Source organism: Nonomuraea insulae (assembly GCF_042656245.1).
This window is the reverse complement of sequence record NZ_JBHSPA010000088.1, coordinates 25,483-45,963: the sequence shown is the minus strand read 5'-3', so window position 1 is coordinate 45,963 and position 20,481 is coordinate 25,483. Positions and strand designations below refer to the sequence as shown.

The 20,481-nt window shown below is 69.6% G+C and carries 23 protein-coding genes; 7 read left to right on the top strand and 16 right to left on the bottom strand.

Annotated features, from left to right (window positions below; translation table 11 throughout):
- The first annotated feature begins 66 nt into the window (after positions 1 to 66).
- Positions 67 to 633, top strand: a complete 567-nt coding sequence (locus ACFPZ3_RS54955) for a dihydrofolate reductase family protein (protein ID WP_379522433.1) — start codon at positions 67 to 69, stop codon at positions 631 to 633.
- Here the strand turns inward: ACFPZ3_RS54955 and ACFPZ3_RS54950 are convergent.
- On the bottom strand, positions 630 to 1,037 hold the full coding sequence (locus tag ACFPZ3_RS54950; RefSeq protein ID WP_379522432.1) for a nuclear transport factor 2 family protein: 408 nt from the start codon (positions 1,035 to 1,037) through the stop codon (positions 630 to 632). The two genes, ACFPZ3_RS54955 and ACFPZ3_RS54950, sit on opposite strands and share 4 nt — an antisense overlap.
- An 86-nt stretch (positions 1,038 to 1,123) precedes the next feature.
- Here ACFPZ3_RS54950 and ACFPZ3_RS54945 point away from each other — a divergent pair, with 86 nt between their 5' ends.
- The gene (locus tag ACFPZ3_RS54945; RefSeq protein WP_379522431.1) at positions 1,124 to 1,837 is read left to right on the top strand and encodes a TetR/AcrR family transcriptional regulator; all 714 of its coding nucleotides are present in this window, start codon (positions 1,124 to 1,126) and stop codon (positions 1,835 to 1,837) included.
- Here the strand turns inward: ACFPZ3_RS54945 and ACFPZ3_RS54940 are convergent.
- The 5 genes from ACFPZ3_RS54940 to guaB are packed head-to-tail and all read right to left on the bottom strand — an operon-like array spanning position 1,794 to position 6,661.
- Positions 1,794 to 2,570: an SDR family NAD(P)-dependent oxidoreductase gene (locus ACFPZ3_RS54940; protein WP_379522430.1), complete on the bottom strand. Its 777-nt coding sequence runs from the start codon at positions 2,568 to 2,570 to the stop codon at positions 1,794 to 1,796. The genes ACFPZ3_RS54945 and ACFPZ3_RS54940 overlap by 44 nt on opposite strands.
- Positions 2,570 to 3,751, bottom strand: coding sequence for an RNA polymerase sigma factor (locus ACFPZ3_RS54935; protein WP_379522429.1), 1,182 nt, complete (start codon positions 3,749 to 3,751; stop codon positions 2,570 to 2,572). Before ACFPZ3_RS54935 ends, ACFPZ3_RS54940 begins: the two co-directional genes overlap by 1 nt.
- Before the next feature lie 2 nt (positions 3,752 to 3,753).
- Complete coding sequence (locus tag ACFPZ3_RS54930) at positions 3,754 to 3,996, bottom strand: hypothetical protein (protein WP_379522428.1); 243 nt, start codon at positions 3,994 to 3,996, stop codon at positions 3,754 to 3,756.
- 57 nt (positions 3,997 to 4,053) lie between these two features.
- Positions 4,054 to 5,175, bottom strand: a complete 1,122-nt coding sequence (locus tag ACFPZ3_RS54925) for a GuaB3 family IMP dehydrogenase-related protein (protein WP_379522427.1) — start codon at positions 5,173 to 5,175, stop codon at positions 4,054 to 4,056.
- Positions 5,176 to 5,179: 4 nt separating this feature from the next.
- Positions 5,180 to 6,661 (bottom strand): IMP dehydrogenase, encoded by a 1,482-nt coding sequence (gene guaB, locus ACFPZ3_RS54920; RefSeq protein ID WP_379522426.1) that lies wholly within the window; start codon positions 6,659 to 6,661, stop codon positions 5,180 to 5,182.
- Positions 6,662 to 7,151: 490 nt separating this feature from the next.
- Here guaB and ACFPZ3_RS54915 point away from each other — a divergent pair, with 490 nt between their 5' ends.
- Both ACFPZ3_RS54915 and ACFPZ3_RS54910 read left to right on the top strand, forming a co-directional pair.
- Entirely contained in the window at positions 7,152 to 8,147 is a 996-nt protein-coding gene (locus tag ACFPZ3_RS54915) for a helix-turn-helix transcriptional regulator (RefSeq protein WP_379522425.1), read from the top strand.
- Positions 8,148 to 8,186: 39 nt separating this feature from the next.
- Complete coding sequence (locus tag ACFPZ3_RS54910; RefSeq protein ID WP_080043188.1) at positions 8,187 to 8,564, top strand: DUF5319 domain-containing protein; 378 nt, start codon at positions 8,187 to 8,189, stop codon at positions 8,562 to 8,564.
- A gap of 109 nt (positions 8,565 to 8,673) precedes the next feature.
- Here the strand turns inward: ACFPZ3_RS54910 and ACFPZ3_RS54905 are convergent, their stop codons facing one another.
- From ACFPZ3_RS54905 to groES, 4 genes are all read right to left on the bottom strand, one after another.
- Positions 8,674 to 9,309, bottom strand: a complete 636-nt coding sequence (locus ACFPZ3_RS54905) for a sigma-70 family RNA polymerase sigma factor (protein WP_379522548.1) — start codon at positions 9,307 to 9,309, stop codon at positions 8,674 to 8,676.
- A 347-nt stretch (positions 9,310 to 9,656) separates the two neighbouring features.
- Positions 9,657 to 10,262, bottom strand: coding sequence for a DUF7711 family protein (locus ACFPZ3_RS54900; protein ID WP_379522424.1), 606 nt, complete (start codon positions 10,260 to 10,262; stop codon positions 9,657 to 9,659).
- Between the two features lie 103 nt (positions 10,263 to 10,365).
- Complete coding sequence (groL, locus tag ACFPZ3_RS54895; protein ID WP_379522423.1) at positions 10,366 to 11,985, bottom strand: chaperonin GroEL; 1,620 nt, start codon at positions 11,983 to 11,985, stop codon at positions 10,366 to 10,368.
- Between the two features lie 72 nt (positions 11,986 to 12,057).
- Positions 12,058 to 12,369, bottom strand: a complete 312-nt coding sequence (groES, locus tag ACFPZ3_RS54890; protein WP_043623565.1) for a co-chaperone GroES — start codon at positions 12,367 to 12,369, stop codon at positions 12,058 to 12,060.
- A 237-nt stretch (positions 12,370 to 12,606) separates the two neighbouring features.
- On the opposite strand from groES, the gene ACFPZ3_RS54885 reads away from it, so the two are divergent.
- The 3 genes from ACFPZ3_RS54885 (at position 12,607) to ACFPZ3_RS54875 (ending at position 16,158) form a co-directional block, all read left to right on the top strand.
- Positions 12,607 to 13,770 carry a class I SAM-dependent methyltransferase gene (locus tag ACFPZ3_RS54885; RefSeq protein WP_379522422.1) on the top strand — a complete coding sequence of 388 codons (1,164 nt, stop codon included), beginning with the start codon at positions 12,607 to 12,609 and terminating at the stop codon, positions 13,768 to 13,770.
- A gap of 196 nt (positions 13,771 to 13,966) precedes the next feature.
- Positions 13,967 to 15,679, top strand: coding sequence for a hypothetical protein (locus ACFPZ3_RS54880; protein ID WP_379522421.1), 1,713 nt, complete (start codon positions 13,967 to 13,969; stop codon positions 15,677 to 15,679).
- 92 nt (positions 15,680 to 15,771) lie between these two features.
- A complete protein-coding gene (locus tag ACFPZ3_RS54875) occupies positions 15,772 to 16,158 on the top strand; it encodes a hypothetical protein (protein ID WP_379522420.1) in 387 nt (128 codons plus the stop codon).
- Here the strand turns inward: ACFPZ3_RS54875 and tsaD are convergent.
- The 6 genes from tsaD to ACFPZ3_RS54845 are packed head-to-tail and all read right to left on the bottom strand — an operon-like array spanning position 16,139 to position 20,443.
- Positions 16,139 to 17,170, bottom strand: a complete 1,032-nt coding sequence (tsaD, locus tag ACFPZ3_RS54870; protein ID WP_379522419.1) for a tRNA (adenosine(37)-N6)-threonylcarbamoyltransferase complex transferase subunit TsaD — start codon at positions 17,168 to 17,170, stop codon at positions 16,139 to 16,141. The two genes, ACFPZ3_RS54875 and tsaD, sit on opposite strands and share 20 nt — an antisense overlap.
- On the bottom strand, positions 17,163 to 17,594 hold the full coding sequence (rimI, locus tag ACFPZ3_RS54865; protein WP_379522547.1) for a ribosomal protein S18-alanine N-acetyltransferase: 432 nt from the start codon (positions 17,592 to 17,594) through the stop codon (positions 17,163 to 17,165). Before rimI ends, tsaD begins: the two co-directional genes overlap by 8 nt.
- A gap of 11 nt (positions 17,595 to 17,605) precedes the next feature.
- Positions 17,606 to 18,253 carry a tRNA (adenosine(37)-N6)-threonylcarbamoyltransferase complex dimerization subunit type 1 TsaB gene (gene tsaB, locus ACFPZ3_RS54860; RefSeq protein WP_379522418.1) on the bottom strand — a complete coding sequence of 216 codons (648 nt, stop codon included), beginning with the start codon at positions 18,251 to 18,253 and terminating at the stop codon, positions 17,606 to 17,608.
- Positions 18,254 to 18,280: 27 nt separating this feature from the next.
- Positions 18,281 to 19,207: an aminoglycoside phosphotransferase family protein gene (locus ACFPZ3_RS54855; RefSeq protein WP_379522417.1), complete on the bottom strand. Its 927-nt coding sequence runs from the start codon at positions 19,205 to 19,207 to the stop codon at positions 18,281 to 18,283.
- Between the two features lie 6 nt (positions 19,208 to 19,213).
- Positions 19,214 to 19,753 (bottom strand): class F sortase, encoded by a 540-nt coding sequence (locus ACFPZ3_RS54850; protein ID WP_379522416.1) that lies wholly within the window; start codon positions 19,751 to 19,753, stop codon positions 19,214 to 19,216.
- 3 nt (positions 19,754 to 19,756) lie between these two features.
- Positions 19,757 to 20,443: a hypothetical protein gene (locus ACFPZ3_RS54845; protein WP_379522415.1), complete on the bottom strand. Its 687-nt coding sequence runs from the start codon at positions 20,441 to 20,443 to the stop codon at positions 19,757 to 19,759.
- Between the last annotated feature and the right edge of the window lie 38 nt (positions 20,444 to 20,481).

The window sequence follows — 20,481 nt, the reverse complement described above, 5'->3', positions numbered from 1 at the left end:
CCACTCCACTTGTAGTACTACGGTCAAACCACTTCAAGCATAGTACTTCAATGGGAGTTGATCGGTATGCGAAAGCTCGTTTACTACGTCGCCACCTCGATCGACGGCTACATCGCGGGCCCGAACGGCGAATTCGACTTCTACCCGATGGCCGACGACATGACGGCCCAGCTCAACGCCGAATACCCGGAGACCGTTCCCACACACATCCGGGCCCAGGTCGGCCTCGACGTCCCGAACAAGCGCTTCGACACCGTCCTCATGGGCCGCAGCTCCTACGAGCCCGGGCTGGCCGTAGGCGCGACCAGCCCATACGCCCACCTGCGCCAGTACGTCATCTCCACCACCATCAAGAGCATCGACGACCCGGCCGTGGAGCTCGTCGCCGGCGATCCCCTCGGCCTGGTCCGCCGGCTCAAGCAGGAGGACGGCCTGGACATCTACCTGTGCGGCGGCGGCAACCTGGCGGCCCAGCTCCTGCCGGAGATCGACGAACTCGTCATCAAGTGCTATCCGGTGGTCGCCGGGGCCGGCATCCCGGCCTTCCACGGCGTCTTCGCCCCCACCGTCTTCGCCCTGACCGGGACCAGGACGTTCAGCAACGGCACCGTGGTCATGACCTACAGCCGCTAGATGCCGACCAGGTCATCGCGGTAGTCAGCCGAGGCCAGCGGGTTGCCGTAGTCGCGCGAGTGCACGATGAGGCCGTCCCTGATCCTCATGACCATGATGTACGTGTTCGCGATGGCCTTGCCGGAGGAGATCACCCGCCCGTGCAGATCGTACTCGACGATGACCACCTCGGGGTCGGCGCTTTCGTGGATCACCACGTTCTCCAGCCTCTCCTGGCGTAGCACCTTCGCCGCCATCGCGAACCTGCTCCTGTGCCCCTCCCGGCCCTCGAACCTGGTCGGGATGCCCTGCGGCGCGAACGGGATCTCGATAACCGAGTCCTCCGCGTAGAGATCGGCCAGCGCGGGCAGGTCGCCACCGGTCGTCACCTCCAGAAAACGATCGACCACTGCACGGGCGTTCATCACATGACCTCCAGTAGAATCCGGAACGTACAACCCGCTTAGACGTTACGGAACGTCCGTTCCGCTTGTCAACCCGGAGGTCCTGCATGACCGTCCGCGCCGACGCCCGCCACAACCGCGCTCGCGTCCTGGCGGCGGCCCAGGAGGCGTTCGCCGAGGAGGGCCCGTCGGTCCCGCTCGACGAGGTCGCCCGCCGCGCCGGCGTGGGCGCCGGCACCGTCTACCGGCACTTTCCCAGTAAGGACGCGCTGCTCACGGCGGTGGTGACCGACCGGCTCGACCGGCTCACCACCGACCTCACCGCCCTGTCCGCACCCCCCGGCCACGGCCCTCCCCGCGACCCGGGCACGACCTTCTTCACCGCTTTCACCCGCTCGGTCCACCAGGTGGCGCTCAACAAGGCCCTGTGCGAGTCCATGACCTCGGCGGCGATCGCCCCAGGCATCCGCGACCGCCTCCTGGAAGCCCTGATCCCCCTCCTGACCGGCGCCCAGGAGGCGGGAGCCGTCCGCCACGACGTGACACCGGCCGACGTGATGACCCTGATCGCCGGCTGCGCCACCATGGAGCACGCCGCCCCCGGCCGAGGCACCGCCGTCGTCATGGACGGCCTCAGAGTGTCAGGCGTCACCGTAACGAAACATAACGAAACTCAGTGCGCAGAGTGCGGCGGCGAGATCCCGCCCACCACCACCGGCCGACCCGCCCGCTACTGCGGCAACGCCTGCAGGCAACGAGCCCATCGCCGCAGGACCGTCACCAAGGCACCGGCTCCCCATCTCGGAAGAACCCCCCAGTAGGGCCGGAGTCAGGCAGATCAACCGCCCACACCACGCTCCGGGCCCCCTCGGCCACCGGCCGCCCACCGGGCCCGCCCATGTCGGTCGCCACCCACCCGGGGCACACCGCATTGATCACGATGCCGTCCAGCTCGGCGGCCAGGATCTTGGTCAACGCGTTCAGCCCGGCCTTGGACACCGCGTACGCCGGAGTCCCCGCCCCCATCGAGGCCAGCGACCCCGCCTCGCTGGAGACGTTCACCACCCGCGGATGCGCCGACTCCCGGAGCAGGGGCAACAGCGCCAACGTCATCCGCCACGCGCCCAGCAGATTGGTCTCCAGCGCCTCCCGTACCACGCCCAGGTCCGCCCCTGAGGCCCGCTGCCAGGTGTCGTAGTGAATGGCCGCGTTGTTGACCAGCACATCGACCCGCCCATGGGCCCGCCGCAGATCCCGCGCGAACCTCTCCACGGACCCCGGCTCGCTCACGTCGAGCTGCGCGGCCTCCACGCCCACCTCACCGGCCGCCTTCCCGGCCGCGCCCAGCTCGCCCGCCGCCCTCTGAGCCGTGCCCAGCTCGTCGGCCGACCGCTGGGCCGTGCCCAGCTCCGCGCCCAGCTCGCCGGCCGCCTTCTGGGCCTTGCCCAGGTCCCTGGCGGTCAGCACCACGAGGTCGCCGGCCGCCGCGAGCTGCCGCGCCACCTCCCGCCCGATCCCCCGGTTGGCCCCGGTGACCACGCAAACCCGGCCCATCACAGCCTCCTCCGCAGGAAGTCCCGCTCGACCTCGTTGCCCGACCGGGCGATGGCCGCCTCGTACGCCTCCCCGGCCTCCCTCTCCTTCCCCATGCGCCGCAGCAGATCAGCCCGTACGGCATGGAACAGGTAATAATCGCCCGCCTCAAGCTCATCGACGACCCGCAGCGCCGCTTCAGGCCCCTCGACCTCGGCCAGCGCCACCGCCCGGTTCAACGCCACCACGGGCGTGGGCGTGAACGTCAGCAGCAGGTCGTACAGCCGCAGGATCTGCCCCCAGTCCGTCTCCCCCGCGTCGCTGTGGACGGCGTTGATGGCCGCCTGCACCTGGTACGGCCCCGGCTCGTCCCGCCGCAGGCACCACCTGACGATGGCCTGCCCCTCCTCGACGAGCCCCCGGTCCCATCTCCCGCGATCCTGCTCGGCCAGCGGCACGAACTCCCCGCCCGCCCCGGTACGTGCCGCGCGCCGCGCCTCGATGAGCACCATGAGCGCGAGCAGCCCCATGACCTCGGGCTCGTCCGGCATGAGCCCGGCCAGCAGCCGCCCGAGCCTGATGGCCTCGGCGCACAACTCCTCGCGCACGAGCCGGTCCCCCGAGCTGGCCGTGTACCCCTCGTTGAAGATCAGGTACACCACCGCCAGCACCGACCGCAGCCGCTCCGGCAGGTCGGCCTCCCCCGGGATCCGGTACGGGATCCGCGCCCCCCGGATCTTGCCCTTGGCCCTGACCAGCCGCTGCGCCATCGTCGATTCGGGCACCAGGAAGGCCCTGGCGATCTCCGGGGTCGTGAGCCCGCCCAGCAACCGCAGCGTGAGCGCCACCTGAGCATGAGTGGCCAGCGCCGGATGGCAGCAGGTGAAGATCAGCCGCAGCCGGTCGTCACGGACGGGCCCCTCCTCCAGCGGTTCGCCGGCGGCGTACAACAACGCGGCCTGGGCGTGCTTGTCCGGCCGCGCCGACTCCCTGCGCAGGCGGTCGACGGCCCGGTTGCGCGCGGTGGTGATGATCCATCCGGCGGGGCTCGGCGGCACCCCTGACTCCGGCCAGTGGCGCACCGCCACGGCGAACGCCTCCTGCACGGCCTCCTCGGCCACGTCGATGTCGCCGAAGACGCGTACGAGCACGGCCACCGCCCTGCCGTACTCCTCGCGGAACACCCGCTCGATCCCGGACACGCTCAGCGCTCGACGGCGGCCCGCCGCTGGATGGCCTCCACCTGGTTCTTGGCGTCCCTCAGGGAGGCCCCCGTCACTTTGCGGTAGATCGCGATGGCCCTGATCGTCTTACCGGCCCGCAGCGCGTGGAAGAAGTCCGGCGGAAGGTGAGACCCTTCGGCGCCCGCGGAATCGATGCCGAGATAGCGCTGGAGTGCCTCCACCTGCTGCTCAAGCCGGGCAATTCTGTCCTCAACGGATTCCATGGCAGGAACCCTACGGCGCGGGCCGCCACCGTGGAAGCGAGCGGCGGCCCTACGCGGTCAGCGCTGGGTCGGGGCCACGACCACCTCGACGCGCTGGAACTCCTTGATGTCGGAGTAGCCGGTCGAGGCCATGACCCGCTTCAGCGCGCCCATCAGGTTCATCGACCCGTCGGCCACGCTGGACGGCCCGTGCAGGATCTGCTCCAGCGTCCCCACCGTCCCGAACTCGACCCGCCGCCCCCGCGGCAGATCCGGGTGGTGCGCCTCGGAGCCCCAGTGAAAGCCGTGCCCCGGCGCCTCGGCGGCCCGCGCCAGCGGCGAGCCCACCATCACGGCGTCGGCGCCACAGGCGATGGCCTTGGCGATGTCGCCGGAGGTGCCCATGCCGCCGTCGGCGATCACGTGCACGTAGCGGCCGCCGGACTCGTCCATGTAGTCGCGCCGCGCCGCCGCCACGTCGGAGATCGCGGTGGCCATCGGCACCACCACGCCCAGCACGTTGCGCGTCGTGTGCGAGGCGCCGCCGCCGAAGCCCACCAGCACGCCCGCGGCGCCGGTGCGCATGAGGTGCAGGGCCGCGGTGTAGGTGGCGCAGCCGCCCACGATGACCGGCACGTCCAGCTCGTAGATGAACTGCTTGAGGTTGAGCGGCTCGGCCCGCCCCGACACGTGCTCGGCGGAGACCGTCGTGCCGCGGATGACGAAGATGTCCACGCCCGCGTCGATCACGGCCTTGTGGTACTGGACCGTGCGCTGCGGCGACAGGCGCACGGCGGTGGTCACCCCGGAGCCGCGGATCTCCTCGATCCTGCGGCCGATCAGGTCTTCCTTGATCGGGGCCGCGTAGATCTCCTGGAGCCGCCTGGTGGCCGCCTCCTGGTCGAGGGCGGCGCACTCCTCAAGCAGCGGCAGCGGGTCCTCGTAGCGCGTCCACAGCCCTTCGAGGTCGAGCGGGGCCAGGCCGCCGAGCCGGCCGATCTCGATGGCGGTGGCCGGCGAGACCACGCTGTCCATGGGAGCGACGACCACGGGCAACTCGAACCGGTAGGCGTCGATCTGCCAGGCGATCGAGACCTCCTCCGGGTCACGGGTGCGCCGCGAGGGCACCAGGCCGATCTCGTCAAGCGAGTACGCCCGCCGCCCGGTCTTCCCCCGGCCGATCTCCACCTGCTGAGTCATGAACTTACCTTCTGTGATAGTTCGGAGCTTCCACGGTCATCTGAATGTCGTGGGGGTGGCTCTCCTTGAGCCCCGCCGACGTGATCGGCATGAGCTCGCAGTCGGTGTGCATCCGGTCGATCGTGCGGCAGCCCGCGTACCACATGCCCTGGCGCAGCCCGCCGATGAGCTGGTGGGCGACGGCCGCGACGGGGCCACGGTAGGGGACCTGGCCCTCGATGCCCTCGGGGATGTACTTGTCCTCGCCGCCGACGTCCGCCTGCGCGTAGCGGTCCTTGCTGAAGGAGGTGCCGCCGCGCTCGCGGTTGCGCACGGCGCCGAGCGACCCCATGCCCCGGTACGACTTGAACTGCTTGCCGTTGATGAAGATCAGCTCACCGGGCGACTCCTCGCACCCGGCGAGCAGCGAGCCCAGCATGACCGTGTCGGCCCCGGCGGCGATCGCCTTGACGATGTCGCCGGAGTACTGAAGCCCGCCGTCGCCGATCACCGGCACCCCGGCGGGCGCACACGCCTTGGACGCCTCGTAGATGGCCGTGACCTGCGGGGCGCCGACCCCGGCCACCACCCGGGTGGTACAGATGGAGCCCGGCCCCACACCCACCTTGACCGCGTCCGCGCCCGCGTCGACCAGCATCTGCGCGCCGGCCCTGGTCGCGATGTTGCCGCCGATGACCTCGACCTTGCTGTTGGCCTTGACCTTGGCGATCATGTCGGCCAGCCCCTTGGAGTGACCGTGGGCCACGTCCACGACCACCACGTCCACCCCGGCCTCGATGAGCGCCTTGGCACGCAGCTCGGCGTCGCCGCCGACGCCCACGGCCGCCCCGACGACGAGCCGGCCGTCGGCGTCCTTCGTGGCCAGCGGGTACTGCTCGCTCTTGGTGAAGTCCTTGACCGTGATCAGGCCGCGCAGCCTGCCCTCGCCGTCCACGAGCGGCAGCTTCTCGATCTTGTTCTGTCTCAGCAGCGCGAACGCGTCGTCACGCGACACCCCCACCGGCGCGGTGACCAGCGGCATCTTCGTCATGACCTCGCGTACGGGCCGCGCCTGGTCGGTCTCGAAGCGCATGTCGCGGTTGGTCACGATCCCGACCAGCGTGCCTGACACGTCCGTCACCGGCACCCCGGAGATCCGGTACGTGGCGCACAACCGCTCCACGTCGGCCAGCGTGTCGTCAGGGCTGCACGTCACGGGGTTGGTGACCATGCCGGCCTCGGACCGCTTGACCAGGTCCACGTGCTGCGCCTGCTCCTCGACCGACAGGTTGCGGTGCAGGATCCCGATGCCACCCTGCCTGGCCATGGCGACCGCCATGCGCGCCTCGGTGACGGTGTCCATGGCGGCGGAGACCAGCGGAATGGACAGCGTGATGCCCCTGGACAACCGGGACCGGGTGTCGGCCTCCCCCGGCTGCAGGTCCGAGTATCCCGGCACCAGCAGCACGTCATCGAAGGTCAAACCCATCTCGGTGAACTTGGACATGCCGCGGCCCCCTCCTGCCTCTGCGCATTGATTCAGCTAAGTCTAGGGCCTGGCCCCAAAACGCATGCGAGGGAGTGCCGTCGTCTGGAGGAGCGGGGGGGAAGACGGCGGTATCTGGCGACCGTCATCACGAAAGTGCGGTCATGAGCAGGCCGGCCCCCGGCCACAAAGTGCCGGGGGAAGGGACGGTCGGTGATCCGTCCCTTCCCCCGGCCACCGGCATCCGAGCCCGGCGGCGCACCGCACCACCGAACCCCCCTCCGCGTCCTGATGGCCGTGGCCGCCGCGCCCTTGCTGGATGCCGACGCTAGGTAAAGCCTGCGTCACTCAGCGGCACACCGCAATGTGAAAACGTGCAACTGCACGAAGTTACATCTCGCGTCCAACAAGTCGGCGCAACCAGCGGACACAGGCGCAATGCGGGGTTATCCTCGCGGCACGCCCGTGTCCCCCAACGGAGCCGCCCATAATGCGCAATGGACCCCGAATCGTGTCAGATCCCTTTGAGACGCTGGGTCTCGACCCGGCCCAGACGGCGCTCTACTCGGCGGTGCTGCGCCTGCACAAAGCCACCCGCACCGATTTGGCGCAGGCCATGGACGGACCGGTCGAGAAGGTCGGACGTCAGCTCGACGACCTCGTCAAGCTGGGCGTGATCGACGAACAATCAGGCCAGTACCTGGCCAGACACCCCGCGGCGGCCCTCGGCCGGGTGATCGCCGAACGCCTCGACCGGCTCGCCGAGGAGAGCCGGATGATCGACTCGGCACTCGGCTCGATCCGGGGCCTGATCCGCGACTACGACGCCGGCCGCGACTATCGCAGCGGCCCTTTCACGGTGGAGATGGCGAGCGGCGCGGACGTGTTGTACGAGAGCGTGGTGGGCCTCTCCATACAGTCCCATTCGCCGCCTTTGACATTACTCACCGCAGTTCCCGACGAGCGCACCATAACCGACTTTGCTCGGAAATTTGCGGATCCATGGATTGACGCGCAACAACGAAAACTTCTCACGGTTCGCGCGATCATTCCCGTCTCCTCCCTCGTCCTGCCCGGCGTACGCGACCAGCTGACCCGCCTCGTCGAAACCGGCGGCCAGATACGCACGCTGGACCGCCTGCCGAGCTGGTTCATGACCGCCGGCCCCGAGGTCGCCGGCCTGCCCGCGCACTGGGGCGGCAACCTGCCCGACCACGCCTACAACTTCTATCTCGTACGCACCTCGGTCGTCGTCGGCATGCTGCGCTCGCTCTTCGAGGAGTTGTGGGGCCGCGCCCTGCCCCTCCCCTGGGGCCGCAGGGGCGACGGCATGGTCCAGGTGCTGCGCCTGGCCGCGCAGGGCATGTGCGACGACTCGATAGCCCGCCAGCTCGGGATCTCGGTCCGTACGGTCCGCGCTCGATTCGCCGACGCCATGACCGAGTTGGGCGCTCAATCCCGCTTTCACGCAGGTGTCGAGGCTGCCAGACGTGGATGGCTGAGGTAATCCCCACCGCGCGGGCCGCTTCGGTCATATGGTGGGAAGGTGCTGGAAGACGTCCCCCGCGATCCGTTCGCGGACGACCCGAACGACCCTTCCTCGGCGATGGGCGCGCTCGACGACGCCGAGCCCCTCACCGCGGCCGAGCGTGACGAGGCCATCACCGACCTCGCCGACGTCGAGGTCTTCCGCTCCCTGCTGGAACCGCAGGGGGTGCTGGGGCTCGTGCTCGACTGCCCGGAATGCGGCGAGCAGCACTTCTTCGACTGGGAGCTGCTGCGCGGCAACCTGAAACAGATGATCGAGAAAGGCCAGCCCCAGGTGCACGAGCCGGCCTTTCACCCTGACCCTGCCGACTACGTCAGCTGGGACTACGCCAGAGGCTATGTCGACGGTGTCATCGACACGGAGGAACGCCGCTGATCGACATCATCGAGCAGCACGGCCAGCAACCGCGCTGCCGGATCGCCTGAGTCAGGCCTCTCTCCACGACCGAGCGCATCGAGCAGCGCGTCGGTCTCTTCTTCAGGCGTCAAGCCGACTCCAGCTCGGCCATCTGCCGCAACCTCGCAAGCGCCCGATGCTGGGCGACGCGAACCGCACCCGGTGACATACCGAGTACATTACCGGTCTCCTCGGCCGACAGCCCCGACACCACCCGCAACAACAGCAACTCGCGCTGATTGTCGGGCAGCCTGGCCAGCAGTCGCCGAGCGTGCTCCACCTCGATGTAGCGGACCACCGTCTCCTCGGGCCCTGGCCGCTCATCCGGCCCGTCGGGCAGATCCTGGGTCGGCACGGCCGACCGCACTGAACTTCGTAGCGCATCAGCCACCTTGTGCGAGGCGATCCCGAACACGAAGGACGCGAATGGGCGCCCCATGTCCCGGTATCGCGGCAGCGCGGACAACACCGCGATGCACACCTCCTGGGCTACGTCATCGGCAATGTGATATTGCCCTGAAACCCTGCCCAGCCTGGCGCGGCAATACCGCACCACCATCGGACGCAACTCACCGAGCAGAGATTCGATCGCACTGCGATCTCCCTGCACGGCGAGGCTCGTCAGTTCCCTAAGGTCGGAGTCATCCGTCCGTGCCGGAAGTCTCGACGCGAGCCTTACCCCAATTTTGGCGTCGGCGACGCTTCCCTCGCTCACGTTAGGCATGATGCCCGCACTGATCCGGCCTGTCGTCATAGCGAACGGCTACGGATTGGTCACATTGAAGCGACGATAACGAGCAGTAATCAACCGAGCACACTAAGCCCTAATATTGACATAATGTTTCATCCGATAACCCGGTATGCACGACATTTGCCAGAATCAGACGCTTATCGCACTGTTCCGGTTTACTCCAACAATCCACTTTTCCCCCCACTTCCCCCCATCTCGTCCAGAACCCCCAAGATCCAAACGGGACCAGATCGTTGCGGACGGACCACTTTTTGTCATCATTCATCGGATGATCAGAGACCCACAAGAACTCGAACGATCGAAAACCGGTCTGCCGAAAATCAATCGTTCGTGCGTTCGTCGCGCGCGTCCAGCAGATCCAGATACCCCTGCACGGCCTCCCAGAGGTGATGCTCCGGATATCGCGCCGGCCCCCGATGCTCCCGCCGCCACCGCCGATCCCAGTACGCCTCGTGCACGGCCCGCAGGTGCTCCAGAGCCGTCCCCAGATCCCCCTCGACCTGAGCCACCGCGGGCTCCCCGCCACCGGCGGCCCGGCGCGCCACCTCGAACCGCCGCTCCCGCAGCGCCTCCAGGACCCCCTTCTCGACCCCCTCAAGCGACCAGAACCGCACGGGCTCCCGGATGCGGTGGTTGGCCACCGGATCCCGATGAGAGCGCCACCAGTACGCGATCCCGCCCTTGCCCAGGCGCAGGAAGTCGACCAGCCACGTGGTCCCCGGCGGCTGTGTCTCCCAGGCCACCTCCTCAGGAGGCAGGTTCAGCACGAGCACGACCTCTAGGACCTCGACGGTGTCGGGCCCGTCCAACAGGTCGCCGAACACGTACGCCTCCCGCAGGAACGGCTCGTCCGCCGGTATGCGCTTGGTCCGCTCGCACTCCTCCGCCAGCATCCGCAACCGCTCCACCGCCCGCCGATACCGCATCCCGCCCCCTCACACCCGGTCCGCGACCAGCGTACGGCCGCGAAAACGCATACGGCCCGCACCCCCGGACAGGGTGCGGGCCGTAAACAGGCGGAGAGCGCGGTCAGTGGCCGTGGCCGTGACCGTGACCCTGGCCGGCGGCCTGGGCCTCCTCCTCGGGCTTGTCCACCACGAGCACCTCGGTGGTGAGCAGCATGCCCGCGATCGAAGCCGCGTTCTGCACGGCCGAGCGCGTGACCTTCACCGGGTCGATGACACCCTGGTCGAGCAGGTTGACGTATTCGCCGGTGGCGGCGTTGAGGCCGTGGCCGGCCTTCAGCTCGGCGATCTTGTGCGTCACCACGTAACCTTCGAGGCCGGCGTTCTCGGCGATCCACCGGGCCGGCTCGACCAGCGCACGACGCACGATGGCGACGCCCGTGGCCTCGTCGCCCGACAGACCGAGGTCGTCGAGCTCCTTGGAGATGTGGATGAGCGCGGAGCCACCGCCGGAGACGATGCCCTCCTCGATCGCGGCGCGGGTCGCGGAGATCGCGTCCTCGAGGCGGTGCTTCTTCTCCTTCAGCTCCACCTCGGTGGCGGCGCCGACACGCAGCACGCACACACCGCCGGCGAGCTTGGCCAGACGCTCCTGCAGCTTCTCGCGGTCCCAGTCGGAGTCGGACTGCTCGATGGCAATCTTGATCTCCTTGACGCGGTCCTCGATGGCCTGCGCGTCACCGGCGCCGTCGACGATGGTCGTGGCGTCCTTGGTGACGACGACGCGGCGGGCCGTGCCGAGCACCTCGAGGCCGACGTGCTCCAGCTTGAGGCCGACCTCTTCGCTGACGACCTGGCCACCGGTGAGGGTGGCGATGTCCTGCAGCATGGCCTTGCGGCGGTCGCCGAAGCCCGGGGCCTTGACGGCCACGGAGGTGAAGGTGCCGCGGATCTTGTTGGTGACCAGGACGGCCAGGGCTTCGCCCTCGACGTCCTCGGCGACCACGAGCAGCGGCTTCTTCGTCTGGGCGATCTGCTCCAGCAGCGGCAGGAAGTCCGCGATGGAGGCGATCTTGCCCTGGGTGAGCAGGATGTAGGCGTCCTCGAGGACGGACTCCATCCGCTCGGGGTCGGTCACCATGTAGGCCGACAGGTAACCCTTGTCGAACTGCATGCCCTCGGTGAACTCGAGCTCCATGCCCATGGCGTTGGACTCTTCGACGGTGAGCACACCGTCCTTGCCCACCTTGTCGAACGCCTCGGCGATCAGGTCGCCGATCTGCGCGTCCTGAGCGGAGATCGTCGCGACATTGGCGATCTCCTTCTTGTCCTCGACCGGCCGGGCGCTGGCGAGCAGCTTGTCGCTGATCTCCTTGGCGGCCTTGTCGATGCCGCGCTTGAGCGACAGCGGCGAGGCGCCGGCCGCCACGTTGCGCAGGCCCTCGCGGACCATGGCCTGGGCCAGGACGGTCGCGGTGGTGGTGCCGTCGCCCGCGATGTCGTTGGTCTTGGTGGCTACTTCCTTGGCGAGCTGGGCGCCGAGGTTCTCGTAGCGCTCCTCCAGCTCGATCTCACGAGCGATGGTGACACCATCGTTCGTGATCGTCGGCGCACCGAACTTCTTGTCGATGACGACGTTGCGGCCACGCGGGCCGAGGGTTACCTTGACGGCGTCCGCGAGGGCGTTCACACCGCGCTCGAGCGCGCGGCGGGCGTCCTCGTTGAACTCCAGGATCTTCGCCATTGCTGAAAGTCCTCTCCTAGCGTCGAAAGCCCCGGCCGCCCTGAAGAGCGCCCGGGGCTCGACACATCCGGCCTACTTCTCGATGATCGCGAGAACGTCGCGGGCGGAGAGCACGAGGTACTCCTCGCCGCCGTACTTGACCTCGGTGCCGCCGTACTTGCTGTAGAGGACGATGTCGCCCTCAGAGACGTCGAGCGGAATCCGCTTGTCGCCGTCCTCATCCCAGTTGCCCGGGCCCACCGCGAGGACCTTGCCCTCTTGCGGCTTCTCCTTGGCTGTGTCTGGGATGACCAGGCCAGAAGCGGTGGTCTGCTCTGCCTCAAGCGGCTGAACCACAATGCGGTCGCCGAGCGGCTTAACGGGAACCTTGGTGGCGGTCGTCACGATCGGACCTCCCCTTCAGATTTGTTTGATCTAGAAGAGGCGACCAGCTGGGCCTGCCGTCGCGGGTGTCAGACCTGCCTCGTCGCACGTTGGCACTCTCAAGGGGAGAGTGCCAACAGGAAACATATGCAAGAGGGGCTTGACAGTCAACACGAACGCGTCTGCTGAGAGCGATAAGAGCCAAACGTTCATGCTCGCGGCGCCCGCTGACGTCAAGGGCCGCTAACGTCAGAGTACGTGGACCTTGACGCCTTCACCGACTTGCTGACCCCGCGCGGCGGGCGGGCTCTCGCGGAGGCCGGAGAGCTGACGGGCGCGGATCCGGTCGCCGCCGCGACCACGCTGCGCAAGACCTACGACGCCGCCCTCACCTCCGCCGCACTCACCCAGGCGGCGCTCAGGGAGCGGGCCAGGGCGAAGTTCGGGCAGGACGCCGGGGTGATGTACTTCACTCCGCACGGCCTGGAGCAGTCCACCAGGACGGAGGTCGCCGAGCACCGCGCCCGCCGCCTGCTCAGCCTCTACGACGGCACCCCCCACGTCATGGACGCCTGCTGCGGCATCGGCGGCGACCTCCTCGCCCTGGCCCGCGCGGGCTGCGCCGTGACCGCAGTGGACACCGACCCGCTGACCGTCGCCGTGGCCAGGGCCAACGCCGAGGCGCTCGGCTTGGGCGACCGGGTGACGGTGAACGCCGGGGACGCTGCGGAGGTGAAGCCGGAGGCGTACGACGTGTTGTTCGCCGACCCGGCGCGGCGGACGGGCAGGGGCAGGACCTTCGACCCCATGGCCTACTCCCCGCCCTGGCCGGTGGTGCTCGGCCTGCTCTCCCGGGCGGGGCTGGCGTGTCTCAAGGTCGCCCCCGGCCTCCCTTACGAGTTCATCCCGGAGGGCGCGGAGGCCGAGTGGGTCTCGTACAAGGGGGAGGTCAAGGAGGCCACCCTCTGGAGCGGCCAGAACGGAGACAGGCGGGCCACCCTGCTGCCCGGCGGCCACACCCTGACGGCCACCGGCGTCCAGGCCCCGGTCGGCCCCGCAGGCCGCTACCTCTACGAGCCCGACGGCGCCGCCATCCGCGCCCACCTCGTCGGCGAGGTGGCCGAACTGGTGGGCGGCAGGCTGCTCGACCCGATGATCGCCTACATCACCGCGGACGAGGCGACGGACACCCCATGGGCCGCCAGATACGAAATAGAGGACATTCTCCCTTTCTCTCTGAAAAGGCTCCGCGCCATACTCCGTGAGCGACAAATCGGCAATGTCACTATCAAAAAGCGCGCCTCCGCCATCGACATCGAACGCCTCCGCGCCGACCTCCGGCTCAGCGGCCCCAATAAAGCGGTCATCGTCCTGACCAGAATTCTCGACAAACCATCGGTTCTCCTCTGCAAGCCCCTCTGACCTGCCGGAACCGCCCATCCAAGCGTTAACGTCGATCTTTCACTTCACCCCTGACGGACCTTGATCGAAAGGCTAAGGTGGGCGGGCGGGAGTTTCTCCCCCTAATGCGGCTGACCGCGTTCTCGCTCTTCACGTCATTGAACCGGACCTACCCCACCGCTGCGCGGCAGACCGTCGGCGAGCGAAGGAGCTTTCGGTGGATCATTCCAACCACACCACCCTGCTTCAGACGGCCGTATCCGAAGCCGTCCCCAAGCGGATGCGCGATCTGCTCGCACGCGCCGCCCAGGACCACGTCTACGAGCAACGCACCCAGGGCGCCGTGCTCGACGAGATCCGCCAGCGGCTCGAAGGCATGGAGTGGCTGCTGCGCGAGGTGCGCGAGCGCGAGCTCGGCGGCCTCAGCGGCACCCTGGAGGCGGTGAACGGGCGGCTCGACGAGATCTCCGCCAAGCCGCCGATGTGGGCGGAGGGCCTCGCGCAACACGTGGAGGCCGTACGCGACCACGTGGACGCCGTCGGCGAGAAGGTGGGCGAGGTCGACACCCGCGTGGCCCCGGTCGCCGAGCTGCCGAGCCTGTGGGCCGACCTGGGCACCGTCGGCGAGAGCGTGGACGAGGCGCTGACCCGGCTGCAGTCGGTGCTCGACACCACCGACGGCATCACCAAGGGCATGTCCGAGTTCGCGACCAAGCTGGCCGGGCTCAACTCCAGCATGGAGGCCGCCGCCAGCCGCTTCACCCGGCTCGACAAGTCGATGGTCGAGCTGACCACCCGGGTCGACGAGAGCGACGAGCGCCTGGGCGCCCGGCTCGACGAGACCGACGAGCGCCTGAGCGCCCGCCTGGGCGAGACGGACCAGCGCCTGAGCACCCGGCTCGACGAGACCGACCAGCGCCTCGCCACGGCCCTCCTGGAGGCGGACGAGCGCCTCGTCGGCCGGCTCAAGGAGGCCGACGAACAGCTCACCACCCGCCTGTCCGACGTCGAGCAGCGCCTCACCACCAGGCTCGACGAGACCGACCAGCACCTCGCCGTGCAACTCGGCGAGAGCGAGCAGCGCCTGACGGCCCGGCTCAGCGGCGTGGACTCCCGGCTCGAACGGGCCGAGGGCAGGCTCGCGGGCCTGGACACCAGGCTGACCGGGTTCGACAGCCGCCTGGAGTCCGCTGACGAGTGCCTGGCCGACATCGACACCAGGCTCGACGGGCTCGACGGCAGGATGAGCGGCGTGGACAAGCGGATGGTGTCCATGGACGGCCATCTCGGCGCGGTCGACAAGCGGCTGGGCACCCTCGACGGGCACCTGGGCCGCCACGACGACCGGTTCGACGCGCTCGACGTACGCGTGGACGCCCGCTCCGCCTCACTCGACGAGCGCATCAGCGAGAGCGCCACCCGCAACGAGGGCCGCTTCAACAAGCTCGACAACCAGATGGACGCCATCGACGAGCGGCTGGGCGAGGCCGAGGAGCACATGAGCAGCCGCTTCGACACCGTCGACGGCCACTTCGGCGGGCTCGACACCCGCTTCCACGGCCTCGACACCCACCTCAACGGCCTGGCCACCCGCGCCGAGCAGACAGGCGAGCACCTGGAGTCTGTGGACGACCGCATCGAGGCCGTCAACCAGCGCGTGAGCCAGCTCCCCGCCGCCCTGGCCATCCCGGAGCGGGTCGGCGAGCTGATCCAGGCGCACTCGGGCGAGCAGGCCGAGCGCCTGACCGCCGCCACCGACGCGCTCACGGAGCTCGTCAGGTCCCGTCCCGACCACGACGAGCTGACCGGCACGGTGTCCGGCATCGTCCAGCCCGCGACCGACGACCTGACCAAGCGCCTGGGCGCGCTGGAGGAGACCATGCTGGCCCTGGCCGAGGCCCTGCTCCGCCCCACCAGGTCCAAGGACTGACCGCGAGGGTTGTGGCGCGGATCACAACCCTCGCCGTCACGTTCCGGGGGTCACGACCGTCCGTTGCTCAGAGGTGAAAGGAGAGCGGACGGATGTTCGTAAAGATCACCATGGTCGTGGCGGCGGGAATGATGCTCGTCGCCGGCGTGTGGATGCGGATCGACCCGGCGGGCTTCGCCGAATGGGCCGGCTTCCCGAACCACACGCATTTCCTGCACGATGCCGGTGTCTTCCAGATCGCCTTCGGGCTGATGATGTTGTGCGCGTTGTGGTGGCGCGACGTGATCGCGGTCCTGCTGGCCGGATTCGTGTTCGCCAACAGTTTCCACTCCGTCAACCACATCCTGGACCGGCCCCTGGGCGGCAGCGACTCCGCCTGGTGGCAGATCGGGCTGTTCTCGCTGCTCGCGGCCGCCGCGCTGGCGCTGCGCCTGCGCGCCGTCCGCGGGCGCGCGGAGCTCAGACGTGCACGGTCGTGATCGGCAGCGAGGAGTCCGCCGGGATCTCCAGGGTGGAGGGCGTGATGCCGGCCGCCACCAGGTCGGAGCCCAGGGCAGCGACCATGGCGCCGTTGTCGGTGCACAACCCGGGACGGGGCACCCGCAGCCGTACGCCGGCCGCCTCGCACCGCTCCAGGGCCAGCGCCCGCAGCCGCGAGTTGGCCGCCACCCCGCCGCCGATCAGCAGGTCGTGCACGTCGTATTTCCGGCACGCCTGCAGCGCCTTGCGGGTCAGCACGTCGACCACGGCCTCCTGGAACGAGGCGGCCACGTCGGGCACGTGGATGGACTGCCCGGAGGCCTCGCGGGCCTCGACCCAGCGCGCCACGGCCGTCTTGAGCCCGGAGAAGGAGAAGTCGAGCGTGCCGTCGTCGGCCTTGCCGCGCGGGAACGCGATCGCCGTCCCCGAGCCGTCACGGGCGGCCTTGTCGATGTACGGGCCGCCGGGGAAGGGCAGGCCCAGCACCCGGGCGACCTTGTCGAACGCCTCGCCGGCCGCGTCGTCGACGGTGGAGCCGAGCGAGATCACGTCCGCGGCCACGTCGGGCACGAGCAGCAGTGACGAGTGCCCGCCCGAGACCAGCATGGCGATGCACGGCTTGGGCAGCGGCCCGTGTTCGAGCTGGTCGACCGCGACGTGGGCGGCCAGGTGGTTGACGCCGTAGAGGGGCACGCCGAGGCCGAGCGCGTAGGACTTGGCCGCGGCCACGCCCACCAGCAACGCCCCGGCCAGCCCTGGACCGGCCGTCACGGCGATGGCGTCGATGTCGGCGAACGTGAGCCCGGCCTCGGCCAGGGCGGCCTCCACGGTCGGCGTCATGGCCTCCAGGTGGGCGCGCGAGGCGACCTCGGGCACCACGCCGCCGTATCTGGCGTGCTCGTCCATGCTGGAGGCGATCGTGTTGGCCAGCAACGTGTGGCCCCTGACGATGCCGATGCCGGTCTCGTCACAGGACGTCTCGATGCCCAGGACCAGGGGTGCGTCAGTCACCAAGCTTCCTTCTCATCATGATCGCGTCGGTGCCGTCGTCGTAGTAGCGGCGGCGGGTGCCGATGTCCTCGAACCCGAAATGCCGGTAGACCGCCTGCGCGCGCGGATTGTCGGCGCGTACTTCCAGGAAGATCTCCCGCGCGCCCCTGCGCTGGGCCTCGGCGAGCAGCTCGGTCAGCATGGCGCTGCCGATGCCCGAGCCCTGGTGTTTCTCCAGCACCGCGATGGTCTGCACGTCGGCCTGGTCGGCGGCGGCGGCGAGCCCCGCGTACGCCACGATCTCGTCCTCCACGACGGCCACCACGTAGTGGCGCGTGCGGGGCATGTCGGCCAGCTCGCCGCGCATCATGCCCTCGCTCCAGGCGTCGAGCGGGAACGTGGCCTGCTCGATCGCCATGACCGCCGGCAGATCCGCGGCGGTCATCTGCCTGAGCTTCACGCCGTCACCCTCTTGGGCGCGCCCGGCACCACGGCGTCGGGTCTGCGCAGGTAGATCGGGCGGGGCGGGTCGAGCGGAATGCCGCGCGCCAGCCGTTCGGCGGCCAGCGCGGCCAGGGCGCCCGCGTAGGGGTAGGGCGGCGCGTCACCACCGTCGCCCAGGAGGTCGGGGTAGAGCTGGGCGCCCGCGCCCACGACCGGCAGCCCCTCGACCGGCACGTCGGCGGGCCGGTCCACGAAAGGCCCGTCGAGCCGGGTGCGCAGGTCGGAGTAGCGCGCCCAGAACACCTCCTTGCGCCGCGCGTCGGTGGCCACGAGGAAGGGCTCGGTGAGCCCGCTGCCGTAGGCGACGGCGTCGAGCGTGCAGATGCCGTAGGAGGGCACGCCCACCGTGGCGGCCAGGGCCTGCGCGGTCATCAGGCCGACGCGCAGCCCGGTGTAGGGGCCGGGGCCGCTGCCCGCCACGATGGCCGTCACGTCGCGCAGCGCCGCGCCCGCCTCGCCCAGGACCAGCTCGATGGTGGGCACGAGCAGCTCGCCGTGTCGTCGGGCGTCTATCGTCGTCGACTCGGCGAGCACGCGTTGCCCGTCGTGGAGCGCGGCGGTGACGGCGGGTGTCGCGGTATCAAAGGCCAGGACCAGCACGACTGTTTAGCCTACCCGCCGCCGGGGTCACGCCCAGCCGGTACGCCGTTTCAGCCAGTCGAGCGCCACCATACCCTGGGCCCGCTGGAACGCCCTGACCGTGGGCAGGCCTGGCGGGTCGGGCCGGCGCCCCTGCCGGACGAGGTACCCGGTGAACGCCGCGACCACGGACGTGACAGCCGGGTCAGGGTCGGTGAACAACTCGTGCGGGGGCGGTCCGCCCTGCATGCCGACGGACGGCAACATGGCCACCTGATCGAACCAGGGCGCCCCGAGGCAGGCCCACGGCCAGTCCACCACATGGACCCGGTCGTCGGTGAGCAGGATGTTGTCGGCCCGCAGGTCCGCGTGGACCAGGGTGTCGCCGGCCGCGGCCGTGGCCCAGCCGGACTCCAGTCCGGCCAGTTCGCCGAGGTGGCGCAGCGCCCACGGGTCGAGCCCCGCGGTGTCCTCGCCCAGCAGGCGGCGCCAGCCCTGGAACGCCTCACCGAACACCTCCCCGATCGCCGGGGCGTCGATGGGGGACGGGGTGAGCGCGGCCGACATGTCGCCCACAGCCTTGAGCACCCGGTCGAGCTGGTCGCGCCGCCAGGGCAGCTCGGGGTGCTCTGCCTCGATGTCCGCGAAGACCAGCACGACCCAGCCCTCCAGCTCGAAGCCGGTCAGCAGCGCGGGCGCGGGCACGGACGCGGGCAGGGCCGCGGCGATCTTGAGTTCGGCCTGGTAGATGCGGACGCTGTCGGGGTTCGGCTCGGGGCCGACGGCCTTGACGAAGGCGCGGCCGCCGTTCTCCGTGAGCAGACGCACGGCGGCGGCCGGCGAGAAGCCGCCCGGCTGGGTGACGGCCTCGGTCACGCGGGAGCCGAGGAAGTCCTCGACCGCCGCGCGCACCCCGGGGTGCACCTCGTGCCAGGGCACACGGCTGCCGGCGGCGGGCGGGTTGGCAGTGGTCATCTGTTCTCAGATCTTGGAGGCGTACACGATGATGTTGTCGATGTACTCGCCCTTGGCGTAGTCGAACTTGCCGCCGCACGTCACCAGCTTGAGCCCGTCCTCGACGTAGACGCGTTCGGCGGGGAAGCTGTCCTTGTGCACCTGCTCGATCGAGTCCACCTTGAACCGCACGACCTTGCCGTCGCTGCGTTCGACCTTGACGGTCTCGCCCTTGCGTAACTGCCTGAGCTTGTAGAACACGGCCGGCGCGGTCTTGGTGTCGACATGGCCGATGATCACCGAGGCGCCCTTCTCGCCGGGCACGGCGCTGCCCTTGTACCAGCCGGCCACCTTCGGCTTCTCATAGGGCGGCAGCTCGACCTCGCCGTTCTTCTGCAGGGCGAGCTCCATCAGCGGGGCCTCCACGTCGATCGACGGGATGCCGATGCTCTTGGGGACGACCGCGGCCGCCGCGGGGGTGGTGCCGGTCTGCATGCCCTTGCCGAAGGCGACCAGCAGCAGGCCCGTGATGGCGCCGGCGAGCACCACCCGTCCTGGACGGGCCATGGTCTATGCCCTGTTACGCCGCTTGACCGCGAAGCCGATGCCTCCGGCCAGGGCCAGCGCGATCAGCACGCCCGCGGGGCCGAACGGGATCGAGGACTCCTCGGCGGCGTCCTGCGCGTACGTGCCGCCGCCGCCCGCCCTGGGCGCCCTGGTGGGCACGGTGGTGGTCGGCTCGGCCTCGGCCGCGGCGACCCTGAGCGTGGCCCTGCCCATGTCGTTGGTGCCGTCGCACTTGACGTCCACCCGGTAGCTGCCCCGTCGGATCGTTCCCGAGACCTGCGCGTCGCCGCGCACCCAGGGCGAGCCGGCGGCCGTCGTGGCGTTGCCCGTGGGCGTGACCGAGGCCGCGGGGACCGGGTTGAGCGTGACGCCGGTGACGAACGCCTTGGACGTGGCGGTGCCGCTGTGCGCGGGGCCGCCGGTCGGGACCGGGCAGTTGGCCAGGATCCACACCTGGGACGTCTCCCCCGCGGTGACGCGGGCGGGGTTGAGCTGGACCGAGATGGTCTGCCTGGTGGTGGTCGCCCTTGGGGTGCTCGTCGTCGTGGTCGTGCCGGTGGCCGTCGGGGAGGGGGAGGTAGAGGTGCCACTGACCGCGGGGGTTGGTGTTGATTCCGCGGAGGCCGTGCAGCCGGTCAGACCGACCACCACGATGGCTCCCGCGTACGCGATTCGCCTGACCCTGAGCACCGGCCGCACCCCACTCCGCCGTCTTGCAACCCAGCATC